Annotated in this window: 24 protein-coding genes and 1 pseudogene; 9 read left to right on the top strand and 16 right to left on the bottom strand. The window is 68.7% G+C overall.

Annotated features, from left to right (window positions below; all coding sequences use genetic code 11):
* Window positions 1–19: 19 nt before the first annotated feature.
* The 9 genes from AT699_RS01920 to AT699_RS01880 form a co-directional block, all read right to left on the bottom strand.
* Window positions 20–1,756, bottom strand: coding sequence for a nitric oxide reductase activation protein NorD (locus tag AT699_RS01920; protein WP_024067536.1), 1,737 nt, complete (start codon window positions 1,754–1,756; stop codon window positions 20–22).
* Between the two features lie 2 nt (window positions 1,757–1,758).
* Window positions 1,759–2,565, bottom strand: a complete 807-nt coding sequence (locus tag AT699_RS01915; RefSeq protein ID WP_024067535.1) for a CbbQ/NirQ/NorQ/GpvN family protein — start codon at window positions 2,563–2,565, stop codon at window positions 1,759–1,761.
* A 61-nt stretch (window positions 2,566–2,626) separates the two neighbouring features.
* Window positions 2,627–3,664: an aliphatic amidase gene (locus tag AT699_RS01910; protein WP_024067534.1), complete on the bottom strand. Its 1,038-nt coding sequence runs from the start codon at window positions 3,662–3,664 to the stop codon at window positions 2,627–2,629.
* Between the two features lie 25 nt (window positions 3,665–3,689).
* Window positions 3,690–4,379, bottom strand: a complete 690-nt coding sequence (gene urtE / locus AT699_RS01905) for an urea ABC transporter ATP-binding subunit UrtE (RefSeq protein ID WP_024067533.1) — start codon at window positions 4,377–4,379, stop codon at window positions 3,690–3,692.
* Window positions 4,380–4,392: 13 nt separating this feature from the next.
* A complete protein-coding gene (gene urtD / locus AT699_RS01900; protein ID WP_006386747.1) occupies window positions 4,393–5,154 on the bottom strand; it encodes an urea ABC transporter ATP-binding protein UrtD in 762 nt (253 codons plus the stop codon).
* Between the two features lie 32 nt (window positions 5,155–5,186).
* Window positions 5,187–6,233, bottom strand: a complete 1,047-nt coding sequence (gene urtC, locus AT699_RS01895; protein ID WP_006386746.1) for an urea ABC transporter permease subunit UrtC — start codon at window positions 6,231–6,233, stop codon at window positions 5,187–5,189.
* Between the two features lie 4 nt (window positions 6,234–6,237).
* Window positions 6,238–7,140 carry an urea ABC transporter permease subunit UrtB gene (urtB, locus tag AT699_RS01890; RefSeq protein ID WP_006386745.1) on the bottom strand — a complete coding sequence of 301 codons (903 nt, stop codon included), beginning with the start codon at window positions 7,138–7,140 and terminating at the stop codon, window positions 6,238–6,240.
* A gap of 63 nt (window positions 7,141–7,203) precedes the next feature.
* A complete protein-coding gene (urtA, locus tag AT699_RS01885) occupies window positions 7,204–8,400 on the bottom strand; it encodes an urea ABC transporter substrate-binding protein (protein ID WP_024067531.1) in 1,197 nt (398 codons plus the stop codon).
* 382 nt (window positions 8,401–8,782) lie between these two features.
* Window positions 8,783–9,709, bottom strand: coding sequence for a LysR family transcriptional regulator (locus AT699_RS01880; protein WP_006386743.1), 927 nt, complete (start codon window positions 9,707–9,709; stop codon window positions 8,783–8,785).
* Window positions 9,710–9,862: 153 nt separating this feature from the next.
* On the opposite strand from AT699_RS01880, the pseudogene pcaD reads away from it, so the two are divergent.
* Window positions 9,863–10,663, top strand: a pseudogene (gene pcaD / locus AT699_RS01875) (3-oxoadipate enol-lactonase).
* 78 nt (window positions 10,664–10,741) lie between these two features.
* On the opposite strand, the gene AT699_RS01870 reads toward pcaD, so the two are convergent.
* Window positions 10,742–11,644 carry an NAD(P)/FAD-dependent oxidoreductase gene (locus tag AT699_RS01870; RefSeq protein WP_006386741.1) on the bottom strand — a complete coding sequence of 301 codons (903 nt, stop codon included), beginning with the start codon at window positions 11,642–11,644 and terminating at the stop codon, window positions 10,742–10,744.
* Window positions 11,645–11,766: 122 nt separating this feature from the next.
* Between AT699_RS01870 and folB the strand changes: the two genes are divergently transcribed.
* Both folB and ttcA read left to right on the top strand, forming a co-directional pair.
* Window positions 11,767–12,126, top strand: a complete 360-nt coding sequence (folB, locus tag AT699_RS01865; RefSeq protein WP_006386740.1) for a dihydroneopterin aldolase — start codon at window positions 11,767–11,769, stop codon at window positions 12,124–12,126.
* A gap of 2 nt (window positions 12,127–12,128) precedes the next feature.
* A complete protein-coding gene (gene ttcA / locus AT699_RS01860; RefSeq protein WP_058207208.1) occupies window positions 12,129–13,145 on the top strand; it encodes a tRNA 2-thiocytidine(32) synthetase TtcA in 1,017 nt (338 codons plus the stop codon).
* Window positions 13,146–13,343: 198 nt separating this feature from the next.
* Here ttcA and AT699_RS01855 read toward each other — a convergent pair whose 3' ends face one another.
* The 5 genes from AT699_RS01855 to apaG all read right to left on the bottom strand — a co-directional run bounded on the left by AT699_RS01855 (window position 13,344) and on the right by apaG (window position 18,219).
* A complete protein-coding gene (locus tag AT699_RS01855) occupies window positions 13,344–14,300 on the bottom strand; it encodes a D-2-hydroxyacid dehydrogenase family protein (RefSeq protein WP_006386738.1) in 957 nt (318 codons plus the stop codon).
* Between the two features lie 63 nt (window positions 14,301–14,363).
* Entirely contained in the window at window positions 14,364–15,128 is a 765-nt protein-coding gene (locus tag AT699_RS01850) for a DsbC family protein (protein ID WP_370445593.1), read from the bottom strand.
* Between the two features lie 207 nt (window positions 15,129–15,335).
* Window positions 15,336–16,505 carry a UbiH/UbiF family hydroxylase gene (locus AT699_RS01845; RefSeq protein WP_006386736.1) on the bottom strand — a complete coding sequence of 390 codons (1,170 nt, stop codon included), beginning with the start codon at window positions 16,503–16,505 and terminating at the stop codon, window positions 15,336–15,338.
* Window positions 16,502–17,803 (bottom strand): murein transglycosylase A, encoded by a 1,302-nt coding sequence (gene mltA, locus AT699_RS01840; RefSeq protein ID WP_020925472.1) that lies wholly within the window; start codon window positions 17,801–17,803, stop codon window positions 16,502–16,504. The genes AT699_RS01845 and mltA overlap by 4 nt, the downstream gene beginning before the upstream one ends.
* A gap of 41 nt (window positions 17,804–17,844) precedes the next feature.
* On the bottom strand, window positions 17,845–18,219 hold the full coding sequence (gene apaG, locus AT699_RS01835; protein ID WP_006386734.1) for a Co2+/Mg2+ efflux protein ApaG: 375 nt from the start codon (window positions 18,217–18,219) through the stop codon (window positions 17,845–17,847).
* A 45-nt stretch (window positions 18,220–18,264) separates the two neighbouring features.
* Here apaG and rpe point away from each other — a divergent pair, with 45 nt between their 5' ends.
* From rpe to trpC, 6 genes are all read left to right on the top strand, one after another.
* Window positions 18,265–18,984 carry a ribulose-phosphate 3-epimerase gene (rpe, locus tag AT699_RS01830; RefSeq protein ID WP_006386733.1) on the top strand — a complete coding sequence of 240 codons (720 nt, stop codon included), beginning with the start codon at window positions 18,265–18,267 and terminating at the stop codon, window positions 18,982–18,984.
* Between the two features lie 12 nt (window positions 18,985–18,996).
* Window positions 18,997–19,704: a phosphoglycolate phosphatase gene (locus AT699_RS01825; RefSeq protein ID WP_006386732.1), complete on the top strand. Its 708-nt coding sequence runs from the start codon at window positions 18,997–18,999 to the stop codon at window positions 19,702–19,704.
* Between the two features lie 275 nt (window positions 19,705–19,979).
* Window positions 19,980–21,500: an anthranilate synthase component I gene (gene trpE / locus AT699_RS01820; RefSeq protein WP_024067527.1), complete on the top strand. Its 1,521-nt coding sequence runs from the start codon at window positions 19,980–19,982 to the stop codon at window positions 21,498–21,500.
* A gap of 59 nt (window positions 21,501–21,559) precedes the next feature.
* Window positions 21,560–22,126, top strand: a complete 567-nt coding sequence (locus AT699_RS01815; protein ID WP_006392505.1) for an aminodeoxychorismate/anthranilate synthase component II — start codon at window positions 21,560–21,562, stop codon at window positions 22,124–22,126.
* Window positions 22,127–22,138: 12 nt separating this feature from the next.
* Entirely contained in the window at window positions 22,139–23,170 is a 1,032-nt protein-coding gene (gene trpD / locus AT699_RS01810) for an anthranilate phosphoribosyltransferase (protein ID WP_006386729.1), read from the top strand.
* A complete protein-coding gene (gene trpC, locus AT699_RS01805) occupies window positions 23,167–23,955 on the top strand; it encodes an indole-3-glycerol phosphate synthase TrpC (RefSeq protein WP_020925475.1) in 789 nt (262 codons plus the stop codon). The genes trpD and trpC overlap by 4 nt, the downstream gene beginning before the upstream one ends.
* 22 nt (window positions 23,956–23,977) lie before the next feature.
* Here trpC and AT699_RS01800 read toward each other — a convergent pair whose 3' ends face one another.
* The gene (locus AT699_RS01800; RefSeq protein WP_024067525.1) at window positions 23,978–25,870 is read right to left on the bottom strand and encodes a sigma-54-dependent Fis family transcriptional regulator; all 1,893 of its coding nucleotides are present in this window, start codon (window positions 25,868–25,870) and stop codon (window positions 23,978–23,980) included.
* Window positions 25,871–25,941: the final 71 nt, after the last annotated feature.

Below are 25,941 nucleotides of genomic sequence, written 5' to 3'. Positions count from 1 at the left end.
ACACGTGGATTCCTGGGGGTCAGCCGAGCGTGGCGCGGCCGTAGCCATGGGCCAGCGCCGCTGGCAGCGCGGCCGCGTTCAGCACGATGCGGTAGCCATGGAATCCGAACATCGCCCGCAGCTGGGGTTCGGCTTTCGCGTCCAGCGCCACGCATTGCACCCGCAGGCCGCGGCGGCGCAGCGCCAGCACCGCTTCGCGGGCGTCTTCCACCAGATAGCGCGGATCGTGCACGTCGATATCCGACGGCGCGCCGTCGGTGACGACGATCAGGGCGCGGCGTTCGCCGGGCGCGCGCAGCGCCAGCTCGCCCGCATGGCGCAGCGCCGCGCCCAGGCGGGTGGAATAGCGGGCCCGGGCCGCCGCGATGCGGCCCAGCGCCGCTGCGGTCGGCGCGACGCCGGCGTCCAACAGGCGGTAGTAGTGCACCGCCGCCCGCGTGTCGGAGCAGAAGCCGTGCACCGCGATGCGGTCGCCGTTTCCGGCCACCGCGCCCACCAGCAGCGCGGCGGCGCGTTTTTCCAGGTCGAGCACGGTGGCGCCGTCCCGTGGCGCGGGGTCGTTGGCCGAGGCTGACAGGTCCAGCAGCACCAGCGTGCTACAGACGCCGGGCTGGCTGCCCGGCCGCTGAAAAAAGCGCGCATCCGGCGCCAGGTCGAGACGGCGGTCGATCATGACTTCGATGGCCGCGTTCAGGTCGATGTCATCGCCTTCCCATTGGCGCCGCAGGCGCCGCGCGCGGTCAAGGCGCCGCGAACGCGGCAGCACCAGCCGCGGCTGGCGCAACCCCGCCAGCAACGGCGCGTCGGCGCGCCAGCCGGGCAGGCGTTCGATCACGGTGCACCAGTCCGGTCGGCTGCGCGTCAGCCGGTAGTCCCATTCGGGATAGTCGTAGCGGCCCAGTTCGGCGTCCTCGTCCGACGCCGCCTGGGCATCGTCGGGCGCCGCCTCGCGCGATTGTGGCGCCGCGCCCTGGCTGCCCAGGGCCAGCTCGGGCGGCGGCTCGACCGCCTCGCCGTAGTCCCACAGGTAGCTGTTGTCGTCGCGGTAGGCCACCGGCACCACGTACTGCAGCGGATTGAAGCGCACCCGCATCTGCCCCAGGTCGTTGGCCAGCAGCGAGGCCAACCGGCGGAACGCGGCGACATCCGCCAGGTCGGCGGCGGCCTGCGCCTCGAACAGGTCGCGCGCCTTGTTGACCCAATGGTTGTCATCGCGCAGCGCGGGGTCCATCAGCAGGCGGCACATGCGCCGCGCCAGCGCGGTGAAGCCCAGGTCGGTCGGATCGGGCGGCGGCGGGATGAACGGGCGGAACCAGCGCCGCACGCCGGGATACAGCGCCGCCAGCACGCGTTCAACGCGGGTGTCCTCGATGGCGGACACCACCGCCAGGCCCATCGGCTTGAGACTGGCGACCGGCTGGGAGGCGGGCGAATACAGCAGGTGCGCGGCCGCGTGCGCCACGGCGGCGCGGCGCAGCGTGCCCGCGGCATCGGCGTTCGCCCTGGCGGCGGCGGATGCCGCGCCGTCCGCCTTCTGCCCGGCGCGCGCCGCCGGCAGCAATAGATGCGTGGCCGTCAGCACGGGCCGCGGCGGCGTGCCGGCGGCCTCCGGGTCCATCAGCTCGACCGTCATGGCATGACCGGCCAGGCTGCTGAGCAGCCACGACAATGCGGGTTGGGCGGGATCCGGCGCCGCCGAACGCACGCGGGCGACCGCCGCGCCCTCTCCTTCCCCCGGCGAATGCAGGCCGCGCATCGTCATTCCAGGTTGGCGTCGATCAGCGCCCGCAACGCCGCCGCCATGTCGGGATCATCGGTCAGGGCGCGCGTCATGGTCATGTCGCAGCTCTCGGCCGGACTGACGCCATCGCGGATCAGCACACCGGCATAAATCAGCATGCGGGTCGACACGCCTTCGTCCAGGCCATGGTGCTTGAGTTCACGCGAGCCGTGGGCGATGCGCACCAGCTGGCGCGCCAGGCCGGCGTCGATGCCGGCCTCGTGCGCCACGATGGCGGCTTCGTGCTCGGCATCGGGATAGTCGAAGTCCAGCGCGACGAAGCGCTGGCGCGTGGACGGCTTGAGATCCTTGGCGCTGCTCTGGTAGCCGGGGTTGTACGACACCACCAGCTGGAAATCGGGATGCGCGTGGACCACCTCGCCCTTCTTGTCCAGCGGCAGGATGCGGCGCGCGTCGGTCAGCGGGTGGATCACCACCGTGGTGTCCTGACGCGCCTCGACCACTTCATCCAGGTAGCAGATGCCGCCGTGGCGCACCGCCAGCGTCAGCGGGCCGTCGTGCCAGGCGGTGCCGTCGGCGTCCAGCAGGTAGCGGCCGACCAGGTCGGAGGCGGTCATGTCCTCATTGCAGGCCAGCGTCACCAGCGGCCGGCCGAGCTTCCAGGCCATGTATTCCACGAAGCGCGTCTTGCCGCAGCCGGTGGGGCCTTTCAGGATCAGCGGCAGCCGGTGCGCATAGGCATGCGCGTACAGCTCGGCCTCGCGGCCGCTGGGGCGGTAGTACGGTTCTTGCGCAATCCGGTAGGAGTCGAGCGGAGCGGCCACGGTGCGGATCCTGTGCAGCGGTCCGGCCGGCGCGCGGCCGGACCTGGAGAACGAAAGGGAACTAGCGGTGCTGCGGCGCCTCGTTGGGAATGCCGTCCATCGGGCATTCCGGCGTGCCCACGGTCGAGCGCGTGAACGACTCGACCTGCTTGCGCGTGCCCTCCGGGTCGTTGATCCAGTTGGCGTAGAAGTTGTAGGGGCAGGCGGCGACGCCGGTGGCTTCCTCGCCGGAGTTGATCTTGCCGGTGTAGCCGCGGTGCACCAGCTTGAACAGGTGGTTCTGCGACTGCATGTTCTTGCGCGCGTCGCGGATCAGGCTGGTCGACAGCTCGGCGTACTGGATGCCCATTTCCTCTTCGCCGCATTCGCCCAGCGTGCGGCCGTCGAAGCCGATGATGGCGGAGTGGCCGAAATAGGAATAGACGCCGTCGAACCCCGCCGCGTTGGCCACCGCCACGTAGACGTTGTTCATCCACGCCATGGCCTTGGACACCATCACCTGCTGGTCCTTGGCCGGATACATGTAGCCCTGGCAGCGCACGATCAGTTCGGCCCCGCGCATGGCGCAGTCGCGCCAGATCTCCGGATAGTTGCCGTCGTCGCAGATGATGAGGCTGATCTTCAGGCCCTTGGGGCCTTCGGACACGTAGGTGCAATCGCCCGGATACCAGCCCTCGATCGGCACCCACGGCATGATCTTGCGGTACTTCTGCACGATCTCGCCCTGGTTGTTCATCAGGATCAGCGTGTTGTAGGGCGCCTTGTTGGGATGTTCCTCGTGGCGCTCGCCGGTCAGCGAGAACACGCCCCAGACGTTGGCGCGGCGGCAGGCCTCGGCGAACACCGCGGTCTCCTCGCCCGGAATGGCCGCGGCGGTGTCGTACATCTCCTTGGCGTCGTACATGATGCCGTGGGTCGAGTACTCGGGGAAGATGACCAGGTCCATGCCGGGCAGGCCGCGCTTCATGCCCACCACCATGTCGGCGATCTTGCGGGCGTTGTCCATCACCTCGGCCTTGGTGTGCAGGCGCGGCATCTTGTAGTTCACGACGGCCACGCCCACGCAATCGTTGCTGCTGGAGATATCTCCGTGTCTCATGACAATGCTCCTCGTTGGTTGACGGTCATACCGTCAGGAAAGACCTGATCTTGTCCTGGTCCACGCCGGCCCGGCCGGCCTCGTGCACGATGCGGCCCCGGTCGATCACCAGGAAGCGATCGGCCAGGTCCAGCGCGAAACCCAGCATCTGTTCGGAGACGACGATGGCGAAGCCGCGCTCCTCGCGCAGCGCGTTCAGCGCCCGCGCGATGTCCTTGATGATGGAAGGCTGGATGCCCTCGGTGGGCTCGTCCAGGATCAGCACCCGCGGGTTGGAGATCAGCGCGCGGGCGATCGCCAGCTGCTGCTGCTGCCCGCCCGACAGGTTGCCGCCCTTGCGCCGGCGCATCTCCTGCAGCACCGGGAAGAAGCGGTACAGGTAGTCCGGCACCGCCTTCAGCCCGCTGCGCTCGGCGCCGGCCATGATGTTCTGTTCGACGGTCAGGAACGGGAAGATCATGCGCCCCTGCGGCACGAAGGCCAGGCCGTTGCGCACCCGCTGGTAGCTCTCCATCCCCGCCAACTCGGCGTCGTCGAGCCGGATGCTGCCCGAACCGGAGCGCAGCATGCCGATCAGCGCCTTGAGCAAGGTGGTCTTGCCCATGCCGTTGCGGCCCATGATGGCCACCGATTCGCCCGGCGCCACCTCGAAGCTCACGTCATGGATGACGTGCGACTCGCCATAGCTCACATTCAGTTTGTCGATGCGGAACACGGAGTTCTCCCTGTCAATGGCCGAGGTACACGTCGAGCACGCGCGGATCGGCCTGCACCTCGGCCACGCTGCCCTCGCTCAGCAGGCGGCCCTGGTGCAGCACGGTGACCTTGTGGGCGATGCGCTTGACGAAATCCATGTCGTGCTCGATCACCACCACCGACTTGCCGCGCGCGATGCGCGCCAGCAGCTCGGCGGTCTGTTCGCGCTCGCGCGGGCTCATGCCGGCCACCGGTTCGTCCAGCAGCAGCAGGCGCGGCGCCTGCATCAGCAGCATGCCGATCTCCAGCCACTGCTTCTGGCCGTGGCTCAGGCGACCGGCCTTTTCCAACAGCCGGTCGGCCAGGAACACCTGTGCCGCCATCGCCTCGATGCGGGCGCGCACCTCGCCGCTGCGCCGAAAACGCAGCGAGCGGATAACGCCATGCGCGTTCGGCAGCGAAATCTCGAAGTTCTCCAGCACCGTCAGGTCCTCGTACACCGACGGCGTCTGGAACTTGCGGCCAACGCCGGCGCGCACGATGTCGAACTCGGCCATGCGCACCAGGTCGCGGCCTTCGAACATGACGCGGCCGGCGGACGGCCGCGTCTTGCCGCAGATGATGTCCAGCAGGGTGGTCTTGCCCGCGCCATTGGGGCCGATGATGACGCGCAGCTCGTCCTGCGCCACGCTCAGGCTCAGGCCGTCGACGGCGCGAAAGCCGTCGAATGACACGGTCAGGTCCTCGACGCTCAGGATGGCGCCGGCGCTGGGGCGGTCGATGCGCATGTCCATGGCGGGCGACTCCGTCATATCCAGGGCGGTGCTCATCGCGCACCTCCGGCGGTGCGGCGCGCCTGCAACTGGCTGACCACCCCGGCCAGGCCGTTGGGCATCGCCACCACCACCACGATGAAGATGGCGCCCAGGAAGTACAGCCAGATCTCGGGAAAGGTCTCGGACAGATAGGATTTGAGAAAGCCGATCAGCAGCGCGCCGACCACCGCGCCCGGGATCGACAGCCGGCCGCCGACCGCGGCATAGATCACCATCTCGATCGACGCCACCACGCCGATGGCCCCCGGCGAGATCAGCCCCACCTGCAAGGTGAAGAACGCGCCGCCGATGGACGACAGCACCGCCGCCACGCAGAACACGCAGGCTTTCACGTGCGCCGTGTCGTAGCCCGAGAAGCGCACGCGGTCCTCGCGGTCGCGGATGGCGATGAGAATCTTGCCGAGCCGACTGCGCACGATCGCCAGCGCCGCCAGCATGGCCAGCGTCAGCGCGGCCGCCTCGATCAGGTACAGCGCCAGCTTGCCGTCGTCGCCGACGATGTCCCAGCCCAGCAGCGTGCGGAAATCGGTGATGCCGTTGGCCCCGCCCGTGTCGCCCTGCTGGCCGATGATCAGCACCGTCAGCGTCATCGCCAGCGCCAGGGTCACGATGGCGAAGTACACGCCGCTGACCCGCTTGCGGAAGATCGCCAGCGAGAACAGGTAGGCGGCAAGGCCCGGCAAGGCCACGATCAGCAGCAGCGTCCAGCCCAGCGAATGGAACGGCAGCCACCAGACCGGCAGGCTGTCGACGCTGCTCCACACCATGAAATCGGGCAGGTCGGGCGCGGACGCCTCCAGCTTCAGGAACATGGCCATCATGTAGCCGCCCAGGCCGAAGAAGATGCCCTGCCCCAGGCTCAGCACCCCGCTGTAGCCCCAGGTCAGCACGATGCCGATGGCGACGAAGGCGAACGCCATGTATTTACCGACCAGGTTGAGCCGGAACGGGTCCAGCGCCAGCGGCAACACGGCCAGGATCAATAGCGCCACCAGCGCCAGCGCGATCTCTTCGGTCCTGCGGTGCAATGCCTTCATCGCGTCATCCTCGCGTCTTGGTGGCGAACAGCCCGTTGGGGCGGAAATACAGCACCGCGATCACCAGCACCAGGATGGTGACCTTGGCCATCGAGCCGCTCATCAGGTATTCCAGCGTGGTCTGCGACTGCGCGATCGCCAGGCCGGAGAACGCCGTGCCCAGCAGGCTCTGCACGCCGCCGAACACCACCACGATGAACGAGTCGACGATGTACAGCTGGCCGGTGCCGGGATTGGTCGAGCCGATCATGGTGAAGACGCAGCCGGCGATGCCCGCCAGGCCCGAGCCCAACGCGAACGTCAGCGCGTCGACCCGCCGCGTGTTGATGCCGACGGCCCCCGCCATGGCGCGGTTCTGCGTCACCGCGCGTACCCGCAGCCCCCAGGCGCTGCGGTACAGCAGCAGATAGACCCCCAGCGCCACCAGCAGCGTCAGTCCCAGGATGAAGATGCGGTTCAGCGGGAACTGCAGGTCGGGCGTCGGCTCCCAGGCGCCGCTCAGCCACGACGCCAGCGGCACGCTGACCTCCTGCGCGCCGAAGATCGAGCGGTAGGCCTGCTGCAGGATCAGGCTCAGGCCCCAGGTCGCCAGCAACGTATCCAGCGGCCGGTTGTAGAACCAGCGGATGAAGCCGCGTTCCAGCAGGTAGCCGAACGCCGAGGTCACCAGGAACGCCAACGGAATCGCTACGAACAGGTACACGTCCATCCACCCCGGCGCCCAGTGCTGGAACGCCACCGACACCAGGTAGGTGGTGTAGGCGCCCATGGCCATCAGCTCGCCGTGCGCCATGTTGATGACGCCCATCAGGCCGAACACCACGGCCAGGCCTATGGCCATCAGCAGGAGGATGCTGAACAGGCTGATGCCGTTGAATAGCTGCATTGCGGCGATGTCGATGTTCATGATCGCGTTCCATGTCGCATGGCAAGCCCCGGCGACGACGCCGCCAGGGCCGGGCGGGTCCGTTTACAGCTTGGGAAAGGGATTGGGTTCGATCAGGTCGGCCGATTCCCACACCACGTCGAACTGGCCGTCGGGCCGGGCGCGGCCGACCCGCACCTTCTTCCACACGTGGTGGTTCTTCTCGTGCACCCGCACCGTGCCCTCGGGCGCCTCCAGCGTCAGGCCGGCCGAGGCCGCGATGACCTTGTCGGGATCGAACGAGCCGGCCTTCTCCACGCCCAGCTTCCACAGGTAGACGCTGTTGTAGGCCACCTCCATCGGATCGCCGATGACGCGGTCCTGCCCGTACCTGGCCTTGAAGGCCTTGACGAATTTCTCGTTGGCCGGATTCTTCAGGCTCTGGAAATAGCCCATGCAGGCGTAGTAGCCGGCGGCGTTGTCCTTGCCGATGCCCTCGATCTCGTTCTCGGACACCACGGTGGACAGCAGCACCACCCGCGTGCCGTCCAGCCCGGCCGCGCGCAACTGCTTGTAGAAGGCCACGTTGGAGCCACCCACCACCGTGCTGTAGATGCATTCCGGCTTGGCGGCCTTGATCTTGTTGATGATGGACGAGAACTCGGTGTGGCCGAGCGGCGCGTATTCCTCGCCCACCACCTTGGCGCCCATGTGCGCGATGGCCGGCTTGGCGATCTTGTTGCAGGTGCGCGGATAGATGTAGTCCGAGCCCACCAGGAAGAAGGTCTTGCCCTTCTCGCGCGCCATCCACTCGACCGCCGCGATCACCGACTGCGTGGCTTCCTGCGACGGATAGAACACGCGCGCGTCCTGCTCCTGCCCTTCGTAGTAGGTCGGGTAGTAAAGCAGGCCCTTGCTGCGCGCCAGCACCGGCAGCAGCGCCTTGCGCGAGGCCGAGGTGTAGCAGCCGACGATGGCCGCGACCTTGTCGCGGTCCAGCAGCTTACGGGCCTTCTCGGCGAACACGGCGTTCTCGCTGGCGCCGTCCTCGACCACCGGCTCGATCTTGCGGCCCATCACGCCGCCCGCGGCGTTGATCTCCACGATGGCCAGTTTCTCGGCGTCCACCAGCGACGCCTCGGCGATGGCGATGGTGCCGGACAGGGAATGCAGCAGGCCGAGTTTCACGGTGGCGTCCTGCGCGAACGCGGCGCGGGGCAATGCGGCCATCCCCGACGTGGCGCCCAGCAGGACCATGGAACCACTGTGCTGCAAAAAGCGGCGGCGGTTGTATGCGCTCATCGATACGCTCCTGTGCGTTTGCGAAGGCAAGCCTGCGGCCTGGCCGCCCGGGATTGGGCGGCCACCAGAGGCAGCCACATCACGACGACAACCGTCCGACCGTCATGCACGTTTCTCCGGGCAAGGCTCCGCCCACGACGCGTCATTGCGCCATTCGAAAGAAGACGATGTGCAAACGGAAAACGAAAAGGCCCGAGCCGGAAATTCCGGCTCGGGCCCTTTTGCCCTACGCCTGACTGGCAACACTGGCAGTCGGCGAAAATTGGAAGACGATCTTGCGTCTGGAAGGCATTCTGAAGAAGCGCACGGCCTCGTGCCATGCGTATTTTCCCTTAGCGGGCGCGGCTTTGCGGCCGCGGATGGCGCGCGCTGGCAAGCGACCTCACTGATTGCGCTTGCGCGCGGATGAGACCGTTTGACGTATCACCGGCGCATGCCGACGCAACGCCTGCCATAAGCCCGTCATGACCGGCCCCTGCGGCCGGTCGGCACGCCGACCGGCCGCCAGCGCCTCGACGCTGCCGGGCAGATGGCGATTGGCCAGAGACAGCAGGCGGCCGTCTCTCAATTCGTCTTCCACCAGGAAGCGCGGCATGTGCCCCCATGCCAGTCCTTGCAGAATGATTTCTTTCTTCATCACCTGGTCCGCGACCGTGCACTGGCGCGCCCCCTCGATCATGAAGAAGTCGCGCGCCGGCGCATGGCGGGCGGTGTCGCGCATCACGCACTGGGTGTAGTCGCGCAGGTCCTCGGGCCGCAGGGCGCGCCTGGCCGGCGCCAGGTAGCCGGGCGCGGCAACGGGCACGAACGGCACCCTGCCCAGGTCGAGCCATTCGACGCGCGCGTCTCCCGCTTCCATACGATGCAGAATCAGGTCGGCATCGCCTTCCAGCAATCGTTCCCAAGGCCCGGTCACGGCTTCGAAATGCAGGTTCAGTCGCGTGGCCGGCCACTGCGCAAAGAACTTTCCCAACAGGCCCAGCAGCAGCGGGCGCGGGCAGAAGTCGCCGATCACCACGTTCAGTTCGCTTTCCTGGCCCATGGACAACTGCTCGGCATGCGCGCGCAGGCCGGCCAGTTCGCGCAGCAAGGCCTGGGCGCGCCGATGAAACGATTGGCCCGCCGGGGTCGCCTTCACCCTGTAGCCGCCCCGGTCGAGCAGTTGCAGGTCGAGCTGGCGCTCCAGCTTGGCGACCGCCGCGAAGACCGCGGGATGCGAGCGATGCAGTGTTTCCGCCGCCGCCTGGAAGCCGCCCTCGCGCACCACCGCGTCAAAGCACTGCAGGTCGTGCAAGGTAAATTCGCTCATGTCGGAAATTCCTACAATGTCTGTGCGAACTTTGTAATTTCTTTGGCGCCTGGCCGCAACTACGATCCCGTTCACGTTGTTCCAACGTAGCCGGCCCGGCAGATGAGCGCGACATCCGCCCCGGGGCCCTCTCCCTCACACAGGACGCTCATCATGCAAGACGACATTCCCTTCATCACCACGGGCGACGGCGCCCGCATCGCCTACCGCTGGGACGGCGACGCCGGTCTGCCGGTGCTGGCCTTGTCCAATTCCATCGGCACCACGCTGCACATGTGGGACGACCTGGCGCCGGCGCTCGCGCGCCACTTCCGTGTACTGCGCTTCGACACCCGCGGCCACGGTGCTTCCAGCGTGCCGACAGGCCCCTACTCGCTGGACCGACTCGGCCGCGACGTGCTCGAACTGTTCGACGCGCTGGGCGTGGCGCGGGCCCACTTCCTCGGCCTGTCGCTGGGCGGCATCATGGGCCAATGGCTGGGCGTGCATGCGCCAGAACGCATCGACCGCCTGATCCTGGCCAACACGTCGCCCTATCTCGGCCCCGCGCCGTAATGGGACGAGCGTATCGCCACCACGCTGCGGGCGCCGGACATGAAGGACACCGCCGAGACGTTTCTGGCGAACTGGTTCCCGGCCGAGATGCTGCGCGCCGGCGGGCCGGTGATCGACACCTTCCGCGACATGCTGCTCAATACCGACCGGCAGGGCCTGGCGGGCGCGTTCGCGGCCGTGCGCGACACCGACCTGCGCCGCGCCATTGCGCTGATCCCGCGACCGACGCTGGTGATCGCGGGCCGCGACGACACCGTCACCGCCGCCAGCCATGGCGAGCAGATCGCCGCGACCGTGCCGGGCGCGCAATGGCTGCTGCTGGACGCCGTGCACCTGTCCAACATCGAGCGGCCCGATGAATTCCGCGAGGCGGTGCTGGGCTTCCTGCTGTCGCGCTGAAGAAAAGACAGGTCGGTGCCGGGGACGAAACGCGCCGGGGACCGAGGGCTGGCCAGCAAGGGCCGGGGGAACGCGAAGCTACTCCCCCGCCCGCTCCCAGCGCCGCTGGATCGCCTTGGCCGCCACCACGCCGTCCGCCATCGACGTGACCACGCAGGGATGCATGCGATGGGCCACCTCGCCGATGGCGTAGATGTCCGGCACGCTGGTCTCGGCGGTGGCGAAATCGGTGCGGATGTAGCCGCGCTCGTCGCGCGCCAGTTGCAGGCTGTCGGCGAACGCGGCCTGCGGCTCCCAGCCGTAGAACACCAGGATCAGGTCGTAGCGCTGGCCGTCCACGCTGCGGGTGGCCGGATCCACCTGGTACGGGCCGATGCGCACGCCTTCCTTGCCGGCGCGCAGCACCCATTGCTGCTGCGCCCGCACGCTGCGGGCGTACAGGTGCACGGCGCGGGCGCCGCGGTTGCGCACGTAGACGTAGTTTTCGAAGGCGTTGTCGCCCCCGCCCAGCACCGCCACCGACAGGCCGGAGTAATCCTGCGCCACGATGGGCGAACCCGGCCCGATCAACACGCCGGGCCAGCTGGCGCCCGGCGGATGTTCCGGGAAGCCCTTGGCGCGCACGCCCGAGGCGATCACCAGGGTGCGGCCGCGCGTCTGCGATACGTCCCCATTTGCGTCGACCAGGGTCGCCTCGATGCCGCCCTTGCAGGGCCGCACCGCCGTCACGCGGGTGTCCAGGCGCAGCGGCACGCCGGCGGCGCGCACGCTGGTATCGATATTGGCGGCCACCTGCTGGCCGGTCATGCCGGGCAACACCGCGATCCAGTCGTCGGCGAAGGGGTTGTCCACGCTCAGGCCGCCCAGGCGGCCGCTGGCCTCGACCAGCAGCGGCGCCAGGCCCAGCCGGGCCAGCCAGAGGGCGCAGGAGGCGCCGGCCGGGCCGCCCCCTACAATGACCGCATCGTGCATCTGTTGCATTTCATCCCTTGTTTGCCGTCGCCGCCCCCGCGCGGGCGCCCGGCCATGGCCGGATTGTAGCCAGCGCGCCGGCCCGGTCCGCCGCCGCCTTACAATTCCGGGATTCCATCCAGGTTTTCATCATGCCCACACGCCGCATCATCCTTTCCGGGCTCGCGCTCGACGCCCGCATCGGCATCCTCGAACACGAACGCCGCGCCACCCAGCCGCTGCACGTCGACGCCGAGTTCGACGTCGACATCCAGCGCGCGGTCGACGACCACGATATCCACAGCGTGCTGGACTATCGCCGCCTGCGCGAGGCCATCGTCGAGGAATGCACCCAGGCGCACGTGAACCTGATCGAAACCCTGGTGGAACAAGTCGCCGCGCGCCTGTTGGCCGACTTCCATGAAATCCGCTCGCTGCGCCTGCGCATCAGCAAGCCCATGGCCTTCTCCGACTGTGCGGCGGTGGGCGTGGAAATCCAGATCTCGCGTTGACCATGAACGATATCGCCTCCCCCGACACCCGCGCCGTGGCGGACTCCATTGATGCGGTGGCGCCGACCGGCGCCGTCTCCGTGGCCGGCCCCGACGACAAGAAGGCCCGCCACGAAGGCAACAAGCTCACCAAGCGCCTGGCGCGCGAGACCACCCGCGCCATTTCCGACTACAACATGATCGAGTCGGGCGACCGCGTCATGGTGTGCCTGTCGGGCGGCAAGGACTCGTACGCCATGCTGGACATTCTGCTCCAGCTGCAAAAGCGCGCGCCGTTCCCGTTCGAGCTGGTCGCGGTCAACCTCGACCAGAAGCAGCCCGGCTTCCCGGCCGACATCCTGCCGCGCTACCTGACCGAGCTGGGCGTGAAGTTCCACATCGAGACGCAGGACACCTATTCGATCGTCACCCGCGTGCTCGAAGAGGGCAAGACGATGTGCTCGCTCTGTTCGCGCCTGCGCCGCGGCATCCTGTACCGCGTGGCCTCGGAACTGGGCGCCACCAAGATCGCGCTCGGCCACCACCGCGACGACATCCTGGGCACCTTCTTCCTGAACCTGTTCTACGGCGGCAAGGCCAAGGGCATGCCGCCCAAGCTGGTGTCCGACGACGGCCGCCACACGGTCATCCGCCCGCTCGCCTACGTGCCGGAAACCGACCTGATCGCCTACGCCGAACTCAAGCAGTTCCCGATCATTCCCTGCAACCTGTGCGGCTCCCAGGAAAACCTGAAGCGCAAGGAAGTCGGCCGCATGATCAAGGAATGGGACAGGCAGCACCCGGGCCGCTCGTGGAACGTCTTCAACGCCCTGTCGCGCGTGGTGCCGTCGCACCTGATGGACCGCGACCTGTTCGACTTCGTCGGCCTCAAGCCGACCGGCGTGCCGGACGCCAACGGCGACACCGCCTTTGACGCGGTCGATCCGTCGGATGACGCGGACGAGGCCTGTGGCGACACGCCCGCCACGCCCGACGCGGCCGGCATCGTCGAGAAGAAAGTGACCTTCACGCGCGGCTGAGCGCCGCCCCGTCCGCGCGCGGCGTGGGGGCCCTTTTCATCGCCGAGCCGCCTCAAGATGAAAACGCCCCCTTGGGGGGCAGCAAGCCGAAGGCGCGGCGTGGGGGCCCTTTTTCATCGCCGAGCCGCCTCAAGATGAAAACGCCCCCTTGGGGGGCAGCAAGCCGAAGGCGCGGCGTGGGGGCCTCCCCCCTGGCGCTCAGCCGTTCAGCACCCGCACCGGCTGGCCATCGCGCCAGGCCTTCACGGCCTCCAGCGCGTTGCGGTAGAAGGCCTCGAAGTTCTCGCGGCTGACGTAGCCCAGGTGCGGCGTCAGGATGACGTTGTCCAGGTCGCGCACGCTGTCGGTGGGCGACAGCGGCTCGTCGGGAAACACGTCCAGCCCGGCGCCGGCGATGCGGAACTTCACCAGCGCGTCCATCAGCGCCGCCTGGTCCACCAGGCCGGCGCGCGAGGTGTTCACCAGATAGGCCGTCGGCTTCATCGCGGCCAGCGCCGCGGCGTCGACGATGTGGCGGCTGCGATCGGACAGGATCAGGTGCAGGCTGACGACGTCGGACGTCGCGAACAACTCGTGCTTGTCGACCCGTGTGACGCCCGCCTCGGCGGCGCGCTCGTCGGTCAGGTTGGGGCTCCAGGCCACCACGTCCATGCCGAACGCCAGGCCCACCTTGGCCACCGCCGCGCCCAGCTTGCCCAGTCCCAGCACGCCCAGCCGCTTGCCGGCCAGGGGCTCGGGCATGCCGGTCTGCCACATGCCCCGACGCATGGCGGCGTCTTCGGCGGGCAGGTGCTTGAACAGCCCCAGGATGTGGGCCCAGGCCAGTTCGGCGGTGGCGGTGTTGGCGTCGGCGCTGCCGGGCGCGCCGCTGACCACGATGCCCTGCGCGGCGCAGGCCTGCATGTCGATGGCGTTGTTGCGCATGCCGGTGGTGACCAGCAGGCGCAGGTTCGGCAGCGCGCGGATGCGGCCGGCGGGGAACGGCGTGCGTTCGCGCATGGCCACGATCACCTCGAACGGTGCGAGCGTGGCCTCGACCTGCTCGTCGGGAATGAAGTTGTTGAAGATCCGCACTTCGGCGTCGCCGCCGAGGGATCCCCAGTCCGCGTAGCGCTTGGCGACGTCGTGGTAATCGTCGAGTATTGCGATTTTCAAGTTAGTCTCCGGGTGGCGTGGCGCTCGCTGCGCCAGCCGCCCGGCCGGCGCGACCCGCGCCGGTCAGTTCAGTCGTGCCTTGAGTTGGTCCAGCGGCAACGCGCCGCTGGTGCGCGAGCCGTCGGCGAAGAACATCGTGGGCGTGCCGCGCACCATCAGTTGCTTGCCCAGCGCCAGCAACTTGTCCTCGGGCACGCTGCAATTGGCGGTGGCCGGCTTCTGGCCGCGCAGCATCCAGTCGTCCCACGCCTTGCCCGGGTCCGCCGAGCACCAGACGTCACGCACCTTGACGTTGGAGTCGGGCGACAGGATCGGGTACAGGAAGGTGTAGACGGTGATGTTGTCGACGTCTTCGAGCGTCTTGCGCAACTGCTTGCAGTAACCGCAGTTGGGGTCCTCGAAGATCGCGACCTTGCGCGAGCCGTCGCCCTTGACCTGCTTGATGGCCAGGTCCAGCGGCAACTGGTCGAACGGGATGGAACCGAGCTTTTCCTGCGCCTCGCGGGTGACGTCGCGGCGCGTCATGGCGTCGATCAGCGGACCTTCCATCACCCAGGTCACTTTTTCATCGGTGTAGATCAGGTCCATGCCCAATTGCACCTCGAACAGCCCGTAGGGCGTGCGGCGCACGGCGGTCACGTCCATGCCGGTGAAGCGCTGCCTGAAACGTTCCTTGACCGCATCCGCCACGGGATCGGCGGGCGCCACCTGGGTGGTGGAATAGCTCTTGCTGCCCTTGCCCGCCTGGCCGACCGTGCTGGTGGAAACGGCCTTGTCGCCCGTTGCCTGCGCTTGAGCGCTGGCGGACAGGCCCAGGCCCGCGGCCATGAAGCAGGCGGCCAGCGTGGCGGAAAAACGGAAATTCATGGGGACTCCTGTATTTAGCGTGACGTATCGCCCTCGTTGGCCGAAAGCGTAACCGATCCGACGAAAGGGGCTGGCCGGGGGCTTGCCGGAATCAGACCCCCCGGCGCCCTGCGGGTTCCGTGCCGGGCCGGCGGCGTCGGTGCATCGACCGGCGCGGGCCGGTGCGATTCAGTTCGTCGAGGCCCCGGCGATCAGGCGCCGCTTGACCAGCGGGACCCGCTCGACCCAATGCATGCCGGCATTGCGCAACCACACCAGCGGCGTGGCATGCGAACCGAACAGCTTGTGCAGCCCGTCGGTGGCCAGCCGCAAGGCCAGCACCGGCTCGGCGCGGGCGCGCTGGTAGCGATGCAGCACCCGCAGGTCGCCCGCCTGGCGGTAGGGTTCGCGTCCGGCCACGGTGCGGGCCAGCGCCTCGACGTCGCCCAGCCCCAGGTTCAGGCCCTGCCCGGCCAGCGGGTGCAGGCGGTGGGCGGCGTCGCCGGCCAGCGCGATGCCGGGCGCCACCATCTGGGCACGCTCCAGCGTCAGCGGAAAGCCATGCAGCTTGCTGCGCACCTTCAGGCGTCCCAGGCGGCCCTGGGCCGCATGTTCCAACAGCGATTCCAGGCGGGCCGCCTGCGCATCCGCGGGCAAGGCCAGCAATTCCCGCGCCTGCGCGTCGCGCATCGACCAGACCATCGATACCTGCGGGCCGTCGGCCGTGTCCGGCAGCGGCAGCAGCGCCAGCACGCCGTCGTCGCGGAACCACTGGAAGGCGGTGCCCTGGTGGGCGCGCTCGGCGTCCAGGTTCACCACCAGCCCGGTGTCGTTGTAGGAAACGGCGTCATGCTTGAGGCCGGCGGCGGTGCGCAGCGGCGACGCGGCGCCGTCGGCGCCGACGAACAGCTCGGCCTGGATGCGGGCGCCGCTCTCGGTTTCGATGGCGCCGGCCTGGTAGCCGGTGCAGCGGTCTTCCAACCAGGGGATGCCGAACATGCGCACCGCCTGGATCAGCACCCGCTCGATCTCGCCGGACTCGACGATCCAGGCCAGTTGCGGCAGGGCCGCCTGCCAGGCGTTCAGGTGCACCAGGCCGTCGGCGTCGCCATGGATCTCCATGGCCTGCACCGGCGTCAGCCGCGCGGACGGCATCGCGTCCCACACGCCCAGCTCGGCCAGGAAACGCTGGCTGGCGGGCGAGATGGCGTAGACGCGCGCGTGGTAATGGTTGGGATCGGCCGGTGGCACGGTCGTGCGCGGCGCCAGCAGAGCCACGCGCTGGCCGCGGCGGGCCAGCGCCAGGGCCGAGGACAGGCCGACGATGCCGGCCCCGCAAACCACGATCTGGTGTGTCATCTTGCGCTCGGCTCCCCGGCCTGCTTCGGCCACAGCAGCCACATCTGGCCGCGTTGCTTCATGCGCCCGGCCTGCTGGCCGGCCTCGTCGCCGTAGCCCCAGTAGAAGTCTGCGCGCGCCGCGCCGCGGATGGCGGTGCCGGTGTCCTGGGCGAACACCAGGCGTTGCAACGGCCGGTCGGAGGCCGGGAAGGTGGTGGCCAGGAACACCGGCGTGCCCAGCGGCACGAAACCGGCATCCACCGCGATCGCCCGCCGCGGGGCCAGGTTGACGCCATAGGCGCCCTTGGGGCCGAGCTCGGGATCGATCACCGGCTCTTCGCGGAAGAACACCACGGCCGGGTTGGCGTTGAGCATCTCGGGCACGCGCTTGGGATTGCGCTGCGCCCACGCGCGGATGTTCTGCATCGAGGCCTGGTCGGCCGACAGCTCGCCGCGGTCCGCCAGCCAGCGGCCGATGGACACGTAGGGCTGGCCGTTGTGGTCGGCGTAGGCCACCCGGATGGTCTTGCCGCTGTCGGGGCCGTCGGTCAGCAGCACGCGGCCCGAGCCCTGCACCTGCAGGAAGAAGTTGTCGACCGGGTCGTCGACCCACACCACCACCGGCGGGCGGCGGCCGGTCGACTCGATGGCCGCGCGGGTGTCGTAGGGCACCACGCGCTTGCCGTCGAGCTTGCCGCGCACGCGCTTGCCGGCCAGTTCCGGATAGACCGAGCCCAGGTCGATGGTCAGCAGGTCGGCCGGCACCGCGTACAGCGGCCATTGGTAGTTGCCGCCCTGGCGGCGCGAGCCGCGCACCAGCGGCTCGTAATAGCCGGTGACGGTATTGGCGGCCGGCTTGCCGTCGGCCGCGTTCAGGCGCCAGGGTTGCAGGTAGGTCTGCAGGAAGCGGCGCACGCCCTCGGGATCGTTGGCGGCGGGCGCCCGGGCCGGATCGGCCGCGGCGGCACAGACGGGCTGCCAGGCGCGCGGGGTGGCGCGGGCGGGCGCGGCCAGGTTGCCGCTGGTCGGGCGCATCAGCCCCTTGCAGTTGCGCAGGAACAGGGGCCAGAACTGGGCCAGGTCGTCGCTGCTCCAGCCCGGCATCTCGGCCCAGGTGCCGGCTTTGTATTTGCCGGCCAGGGCGCGCGGCGGCGTATCGGGCAGGGCCGACAGCGCCGGCACCACCAGCGGACCGTCGACGGCCGCGGGGCGGGCGCCGGAAACGCCGGATTCACCGGATTCGGGCGGGATCTCTGAGGTGGTGGTACATGCCGCCAGCAGGGCCGACAGCACGGACAAGCTAAGAATGCGCTTCATGAGCAGATGGAAAACCGTACAACGTATGGCCGCGCCCCGCGTCAGTGCAGGGTGCGCGGCATGGCCAGGACGAATTCGGAAATCGGCACTTCGAACGGAATGCCGTTCTCGCCGACGCAATGATAGGTGCCGCGCATCGTGCCGACCGGCGTGGGCAGGGGGCAGCCGCTGGTGTATTCGAAGGTCTCGCCGGGCGCCAGCAGGGGCTGCTGGCCCACGACGCCCAGCCCGCGCACTTCCTGCACGCGCTGGTTGCCATCGGTGATAATCCAGTGGCGGCTGATCACCTGGGCCGGATGCTCCCCGGTATTGGTGATGCGCACGGTATAGGCGAACACGTATTGCTGTTCGCCGGGATCGGACTGTTCAGGCACGAAGCGCGGAGTGACAGAGACGCTCAGGTCGTAGGGTTTCACAGTCCTTTCCTGTGTGGCACGAGCAAGCTGCAATAATGGCACATTATGCCTTCACCCACCCCGAACGCCATGTCTACCACCACCCGCATCACCCCCAGCATCCTGTCCGCCGACTTCGCCCGCCTGGGCGAGGAAGTGCGTGACGTCGTCGCCGCCGGCGCCGACTGGATCCATTTCGATGTGATGGACAACCACTACGTGCCCAACCTGACCATCGGCCCGATGGTCTGCGCGGCGATCCGTCCCCATGTTTCCGTGCCGATCGACGTGCACCTGATGGTGGAGCCGGTGGACGCCCTGGTGCCGATGTTCGCCAAGGCTGGCGCCAACTACATCAGCTTCCACCCCGAAGCCAGCCGCCACGTCGACCGCACCCTGTCGCTGATCCGCGAGAACGGCTGTAAGGCCGGCCTGGTGTTCAACCCCGCCACGCCCCTGTCGTACCTGGACCACGTCATGGACAAGGTCGACCTGGTGCTGATCATGTCGGTCAACCCCGGCTTCGGCGGCCAGAGCTTCATCCCGGGCGCGCTGGCCAAGCTGCGCGAGGCCCGCGCCCGCATCGACGCCTGGACCCAGGCCGGCGGCCACGAAATCGTGCTGCAGGTGGACGGCGGCGTGAAGATCGACAACATCGCCGAAATCCGCCGCGCCGGCGCCGACACCTTCGTGGCCGGCTCGGCCATCTTCGGCAAGCCCGACTACCCCGGCATCATCAAGTCCATGCGCGAGCAGATCGCCATCGGCGAAACCACCGCCGTCTGAGGAATACCCGCCATGACTCCCTTTCGCGCCGCGCTGCTGGACCTGGACGGCACCCTGCTCGACTCCATCCCCGACCTGGCCTTCGCGGCCAACGCCATGCGCGTGGAACTCGGCATGATCGCGCTGCGCGAGGATGTCGTGGCCACCTTCGTCGGCAAGGGGGTGGACAACCTGGTGCGCCGCAGCCTGGCTGGCAGCCTGGACGCCGCCGACCCGTCGCCCGAGGACTTTGCCCGGGCGCGCGAGGCCTTCTACCGCCACTACCACCTGGTCAACGGCGAACGCGCCCAGGTCTACCCGGGCGTCATCGAGGGCCTCAAGCACATGCGCGAGCAGGGCCTGAAACTGGCCGTGGTCACCAACAAGCCCACCGAATTCACCCTGCCGCTGCTGCAACGCACCGGCCTGGCCGGGTTTTTCGACGCGGTGGTGTGCGGCGACACCTGCTCGCGCCGCAAGCCCGACCCCGACCAGGTGCTGCACGCCTGCGAACTGCTGGGCGTGACGGTGGCCGAGGCCGTCACCATCGGCGATTCCATCAACGACGCCCAGGCCGGCCGCAGCGCCGGCACCCAGGTGCTGGTGGTGCCGTATGGTTACAACGAAGGCCGTGACGTGCGCGAGCTCGATGTCGATGGTATAGTGGACACGCTCGTCAACGCCGCCCAGTGGGTGGAGCTCTGGAATCAAAACCAGAACGCCGCGAAAGCCCAGGCCTGAAGCCGGGGTCCGCGCCCTTGACGGCACACTTGAACATCGAACCGCTATCACCTGATGAACGTTTCCATCCAGAACCAAATGCTCGGCGCCTCGTGGCGCTGGTGGCGTTTGTCTTCCGGGTGGCGATGATTCCCTTCCCGGCCCTGGACGCGTCCCCGCCTCCCAGCGCCGATACTGTGTAGAACACAGAGCCAAGCCCGGAACCAGTAACCTGGACCGGGCTTTTTGTTGTGTGCCTGGTCCCAAGCAGATACCCATCGCCCACGAGACCCGCCATGACCGAAATCGAATTCAAAGCCCTCGCCGCCCAAGGCTACAACCGCATCCCGCTGGTGGCCGAGACCTACGCCGACCTGGACACCCCGCTGGGCATCTACCTGAAGCTGGCCCATGCCGGCCCGCAGGCCGGCCGCATGACCTGCCTGATGGAATCGGTGGTGGGCGGCGAGCGCTTCGGCCGCTATTCCTTCATCGGCCTGCCGGCCCGTACCGTGATCCGCGCCAGCGGCACCCGCACCGAGGTGCTGCACGACGGCAAGGTGGTGGAAACCCACGACGGCGACCCGCTGGCCTTCATCGAGCAGTACCAGGCCCGTTTCAAGGTGGCCCTGCGCCCCGGCATGCCGCGCTTCTGCGGCGGCCTGGCCGGCTACTTCGGCTACGACACCGTGCGCCACATCGAACCGTGCCTGGGCCCCGCCGTCAAGCCGTTCCCCGCCGGCATGGAAGGCGGCACGCCCGACCTGATGCTGATGCACGTGGACGAACTGGTCATCGTCGACAACCTGGCAGGCCGCATCTACCTGATGGTCTACGCCGATCCGGGCCAGCCCGAAAGCTACAGCCGCGCCCAGCAGCGCCTGCACGACCTGCGCGCGCGCCTGCGACGCCCGGTGGAAATCCCCTACAGCCACGCCAGCATGCAGACCGAAGAGCGGCGTGACTTCAAGAAGGAAGACTACCTGGCGGCCGTGCACCGCGCCAAGGAACACATCGCCGCCGGCGACCTGATGCAGGTGCAGATCGGCCAGGTCATCGCCAAGCCCTTCCGCGACTCCCCCCTCTCCCTCTACCGCGCCCTGCGGTCGCTCAATCCCTCCCCCTACATGTACTTCTGGAACTTCGGTGACTTCCAGGTGGTGGGCGCCTCGCCCGAGATCCTGGTGCGCCAGGAGCGCGTGGTGGTGGACGGGGCGCCCAAGTCGCAGGTCACCATCCGCCCGCTGGCCGGCACCCGCAAGCGCGGCGCCACGCCCGAGGAGGACGCCGCCCTGGCCGCCGAGCTCAAGGCCGACCCCAAGGAAGTGGCCGAGCACGTGATGCTGATCGACCTGGCCCGCAACGACGTCGGCCGCGTCGCCGAGGTGGGGTCGGTCAAGGTCAGCGACACCATGGTGATCGAGCGCTATTCGCACGTCATGCACCTGGTGTCCAACGTCACCGGCAACCTCAACCCGGGCATGAGCAGCATGGACGTGCTGCGCGCCTCGTTCCCGGCCGGCACACTGACCGGCGCGCCCAAGGTCGAGGCCATGAAGATCATCGACGAGCTCGAGCCCGTGCGCCGCGGCATCTACGGCGGCGCGGCCGGCTACCTCAGCTACGGCGGCGAAATGGACGTGGCCATCGCCATCCGCACCGGCGTCATCAAGGACGGCACGCTGTACGTGCAGGCCGCCGCCGGCATCGTCGCCGACTCCAACCCCGAAGCCGAATGGGCCGAGACCGAGGCCAAGGCCCGCGCCGTGCTGCGCGCCGCCGAGCAGGTCCAGCACGGCCTGGACGAGCCCATCTGAGACGCCCGCCGCCCCCCATGACCGCCCCGGGCCGCGAATCGGCCCGCCTGGAGAAAAAAATGCTGTTGATGATCGACAACTACGACTCGTTTACCTACAACCTGGTCCAGTACTTCGGTGAACTGGGCGAGGATGTGCGCGTGGCGCGCAACGACCAGATCACCCTGGAAGAGATCGCCGCGCTCAACCCCGACCGCATCTGCGTGTCGCCCGGCCCGTGCTCGCCGGCCGAGGCCGGCATCTCGGTGCCCGTCATCCAGGCCTTCGCCGGCAAGAAGCCGATCCTGGGCGTGTGCCTGGGCCACCAGGCCATCGGCGCCGCCTATGGCGGCAACATCGTCCGCGCCCAGCAGATCATGCACGGCAAGACCGTGCGCATCTCGCATACCGGGACGGACATCTTCACCGGCCTGCCGACGCCGTACACTGTCATCCGCTACAACTCGCTGACCATCGACCCGGCGACGCTGCCCGAGTGCCTGGCCGTGACCGCCACGGCGCCGGACGGCGACATCATGGGCGTGCGCCACAAGACACTGCCCCTGTACGGAGTACAGTTCCACCCCGAATCCGTGCTCAGCGAACACGGCCACGCCCTGCTGCGCAATTTCCTGAACCTCGCCTAAGAAGGACGCACCGTGACGATCTCCCCCTCCGAAGCGCTGACGCGCTGTATCGAACACCGCGAAATTTTCCACGACGAAATGCTGCACCTGATGCGCATGCTGATGCGCGGCGAAATGTCGCCGCAGATCGCAAGCGCCCTGCTGATGGGCCTGCGCGTGAAAAAGGAAACGGTCGGCGAAATCACCGCGGCCGCGCAGGTCATGCGCGAATTCGCCACACCGGTGGTCACCCCCAACCCCGAAGACCTGCTGGACATGTGCGGCACCGGCGGCGACGGCAGCCACACCTTCAACATCTCCACCACCGCCATGTTCGTGGCGGCGGCGGCCGGCGTGCCGATCGCCAAGCACGGCAACCGCAGCGCGTCCTCGTCGAGCGGCAGCGCCGACGTGCTGGAAGCGCTGGGCGCCAACCTGGTGCTGACCCCCGAACAGGTGGCGGAATGCATCCAGGCCACCGGCATCGGCTTCATGTTCGCGCCGGCGCACCACGGCGCCATGAAGAACGTGGCCGCGGTGCGCAAGGAACTGGCCGTGCGCACCATCTTCAACATCCTCGGCCCGCTGACCAACCCGGCCGGCGCCGCCAACCAGCTGATGGGCGTGTTCCACCCCGACCTGGTCGGCATCCAGGTGCGCGTGCTGGAACGCCTGGGCTCGCGCCACGTGCTGGTGGTGCATGGCAAGGACGGCATGGACGAAGCCTCGCTGGGCGGCGCCACCATGGTGGGCGAGCTCAAGGACGGCAAGGTCAGCGAGTACGAAATCCACCCCGAGGACTACGGGCTATCCATGATGTCCAACCGCGGCATCAAGGTGTCCAATCGCGAACAGTCGCGCGAGCTTGTCATAGAGGCGCTGGACAATGTCGAGGGCACCGCCCGCGACATCGTCGCGCTCAATGCGGGCCTCGCCATCTACGCAGGCAATAAAGCCGATTCCATTCCCGCAGCGTTAGCGCTAGCATTTGAACTGATTTCCACCGGCGCGGCGCGAGCCAAGCTGGAAGATTTCTGCGCATATACCCGGAAATTCCAGAAATGAACGATATTCTCGCGAAGATCCTCGCCGTCAAGGTCGAGGAAGTCGCCGCCGCCCGCCAGATGCGCAGCGAAGCCGAAGTCCTGCGCGAGGCGCAGGCGCGCCAGGACGTGCGCGGCTTCGCCCAGGCCATCGAAGACAAGATCTCCCAGGGCAAGGCCGGCGTGATCGCCGAAATCAAGAAAGCCTCGCCGTCCAAGGGCGTGTTGCGCGAGACCTTTCAGCCCGCTGAAATCGCCTCCACGTATGCCGTGCATGGCGCGGCCTGCCTGTCGGTGCTGACCGACGTGCAGTTCTTCCAGGGCTCGCACGACCACCTGCGCCAGGCGCGCGCCGCGTGCTCGCTGCCGGTGCTGCGCAAGGACTTCGTGATCGACCCCTACCAGATCATCGCCGCCCGCGCGATGGGCGCCGACTGCGTGCTGCTGATCGTGGCCGCGTTGACGCCGACGCAATTGCGCGAGATGGAAACGCTGGCGATGGAACTCGGCATGGACGTGCTGGTGGAAGTGCATGACGCCCAGGAACTGGACGTGGCGCTGACGCTCAAGACGCCGCTGCTGGGCATCAACAACCGCAACCTGCGCACCTTCGAGACCAGCCTGCAGAACACGCTGGACCTGTTGCCGCGCATCCCGGCCGGCAAGCGCGTCGTCACCGAAAGCGGCATCCTCACGCCGCAGGACGTCCGGCGCATGCGCGAACACAAGGTCGATGCCTTCCTGGTGGGCGAGGCCTTCATGCGCGCCCCGGACCCGGGCGCCGAACTGGCGCGCCTGGTCGGCTGAGCCGCACCGCCGCGCGGCGTGTTCAGTGTGGACGCGCCAGCCCCAGCGCCGCCGCGCGCCGGTACAAGGTGCTGCGATGCACGCCGAGCGCGCGCGCCGCGGCGCTGACATTGCCCCCGTGCGCGGCCAGCGCCGCGCGGATCGCGTCGTCGGCCATCGCCTGCAGGCTGGCCACCGGCGGCGCGGACGGCTGTGCGGGTGCGCCACGGATGTCCGCCGGCAGCATGTCGTGTTCGACCACGCCTGACGCGCCCGCCAGCACATGCAAGGTGCGCAGCACCGCCGCCAGCTGCCGATAGTTGCCCGGCCAGGCATAGCGCACCAGCGTTTCCTCGATCCCGGCCGGCAACACCGGGCCCGCGCCCTGCGCGGCCCATTGCGCGCGCAGCAATTCGCGCAGGTCGGCGCGTTGGCGCAGCGGCGCCAGGGTCACGGTGTATTCGGCAATGCGGAAATACAGGTCGGCGCGTACCGGGGCATCCACGCCTTCATGCGCCAGCGGCCGATGGGTGGCGCACACCAAGGTGAAATCCACCGGCACCGGCCGGGCCGCGCCCAGCGGCGACACCTCGCGCGATTGCAGCACGCGCAGCAGGCGCGACTGCAGCGCCAGCGGCATGTCGCCGATCTCGTCCAGGAACAGCACGCCGCCGTGCGCCTGCCGCAGCAGGCCCTTGCTGCCCTGGCGGCGCGCGCCGGTGAAGGCGCCGTCCTCGTAGCCGAACAATTCCGATTCGATCAGGCTTTCGGGCAGCGCGGCGCAATTGACCGCCACGAACGGGCCGGCGGCGCGGCGGCTGCGCGCATGCAGCTGGCGCGCGAAGACCTCCTTGCCGGCGCCGGTCTCGCCCTGCAACAGGATCGACACGCCCGCATCCGACAGGTGCACCGCCCGCGCCAGCGCGCCCAAGGTGGCGGCGTCGAAGCTGGCGGTATCACCGCGCGCGATCAGCGCCGGTAACGCCGACGGGGCCGGCGGGGCCGGCAGGCGCAGCGACGGCGGCGGCGCGACCGGCGCGTGAGAACGGGGCAGGCGCAGCCGCGCGTGGTAGGCAGCGCCGCCACGGGCATGCACGCGCCCCGCCGCGTCGGGCGCATGTTCCAGGTCGCCGTCGAACAGGTCGGCGTAGCGGTAGACGCCCAGCGCCGTGGCCGCCAGGCCCAGCGCCTGCATGGCGCGACGGTTGGCGCCCACCAGCAGGTCGCCATGAAAGGCCAGCAGGGCTTCGGCCGGCGTGCCCAGCCCGGACCGGTCGGCGTGCAGGCGCAGCACGGCGCAGGGTTCATGGGCGGCATCGAACAGCTGGTGTTCAATCAGGTCGACCGCCGCGCGCACCAGCGCCAGCACGTCCGCCCGCACTTCGCGCGCGGGGCTGGACAGGTCCAGCACGCCCAGCATGCGGCCTTCGCTGTCGGTGATGGGCACCGCCGCGCAGGTCAGGATGCGGTTCGGCTCGAAGTAGTGCTCGGCGCCGTCGACGACGATGGGCCGGCCTTCCACCAGCGCGGTGCCGATGGCGTTGGTGCCGGCGGCCGCCTCGTCCCACGGCGCGCCGGGCATCAGGGCGACCCGCGAGGCGCGCTGCGCGAAATCGATGTCGCCGTCGCTGTCCAGCACCAGGCCTTGCGCATCCGACAGGATCACCAGCCCGTCGCTGCCGCCTTCGCGGCGCAGCAAGGACATGGCCGGCTCGGACATCCGCCGCAAGGCTTCATTGCGCTGGCGCGCCTCGCGCAATTCGGCGGCGGTCATGGGTTCCGCGCGGCGCGCGCCGCGCATGTCGATACCCAGGTCGGCGCAGCGGCGCCAGGAGCGCAGGATGGGCTCGGCGACCAGCCCGCCAGGCACGACGCCTTGCTGGTTGAACAGCTGGCGCGCGTGCGTCAGCGACTGCCAACGGGATTGAGTGGCCATGCGTGTCTCCTTGGACGGTGTTCTGCGACACCTGTTCCGCGACAGTGTCGCGAAACGCGACACCCGGTAGC

This window comes from Achromobacter xylosoxidans (genome assembly GCF_001457475.1).
Lineage (GTDB): Bacteria > Pseudomonadota > Gammaproteobacteria > Burkholderiales > Burkholderiaceae_B > Achromobacter > Achromobacter xylosoxidans.
This window is presented reverse-complemented; position numbering and strand designations above follow the sequence as displayed.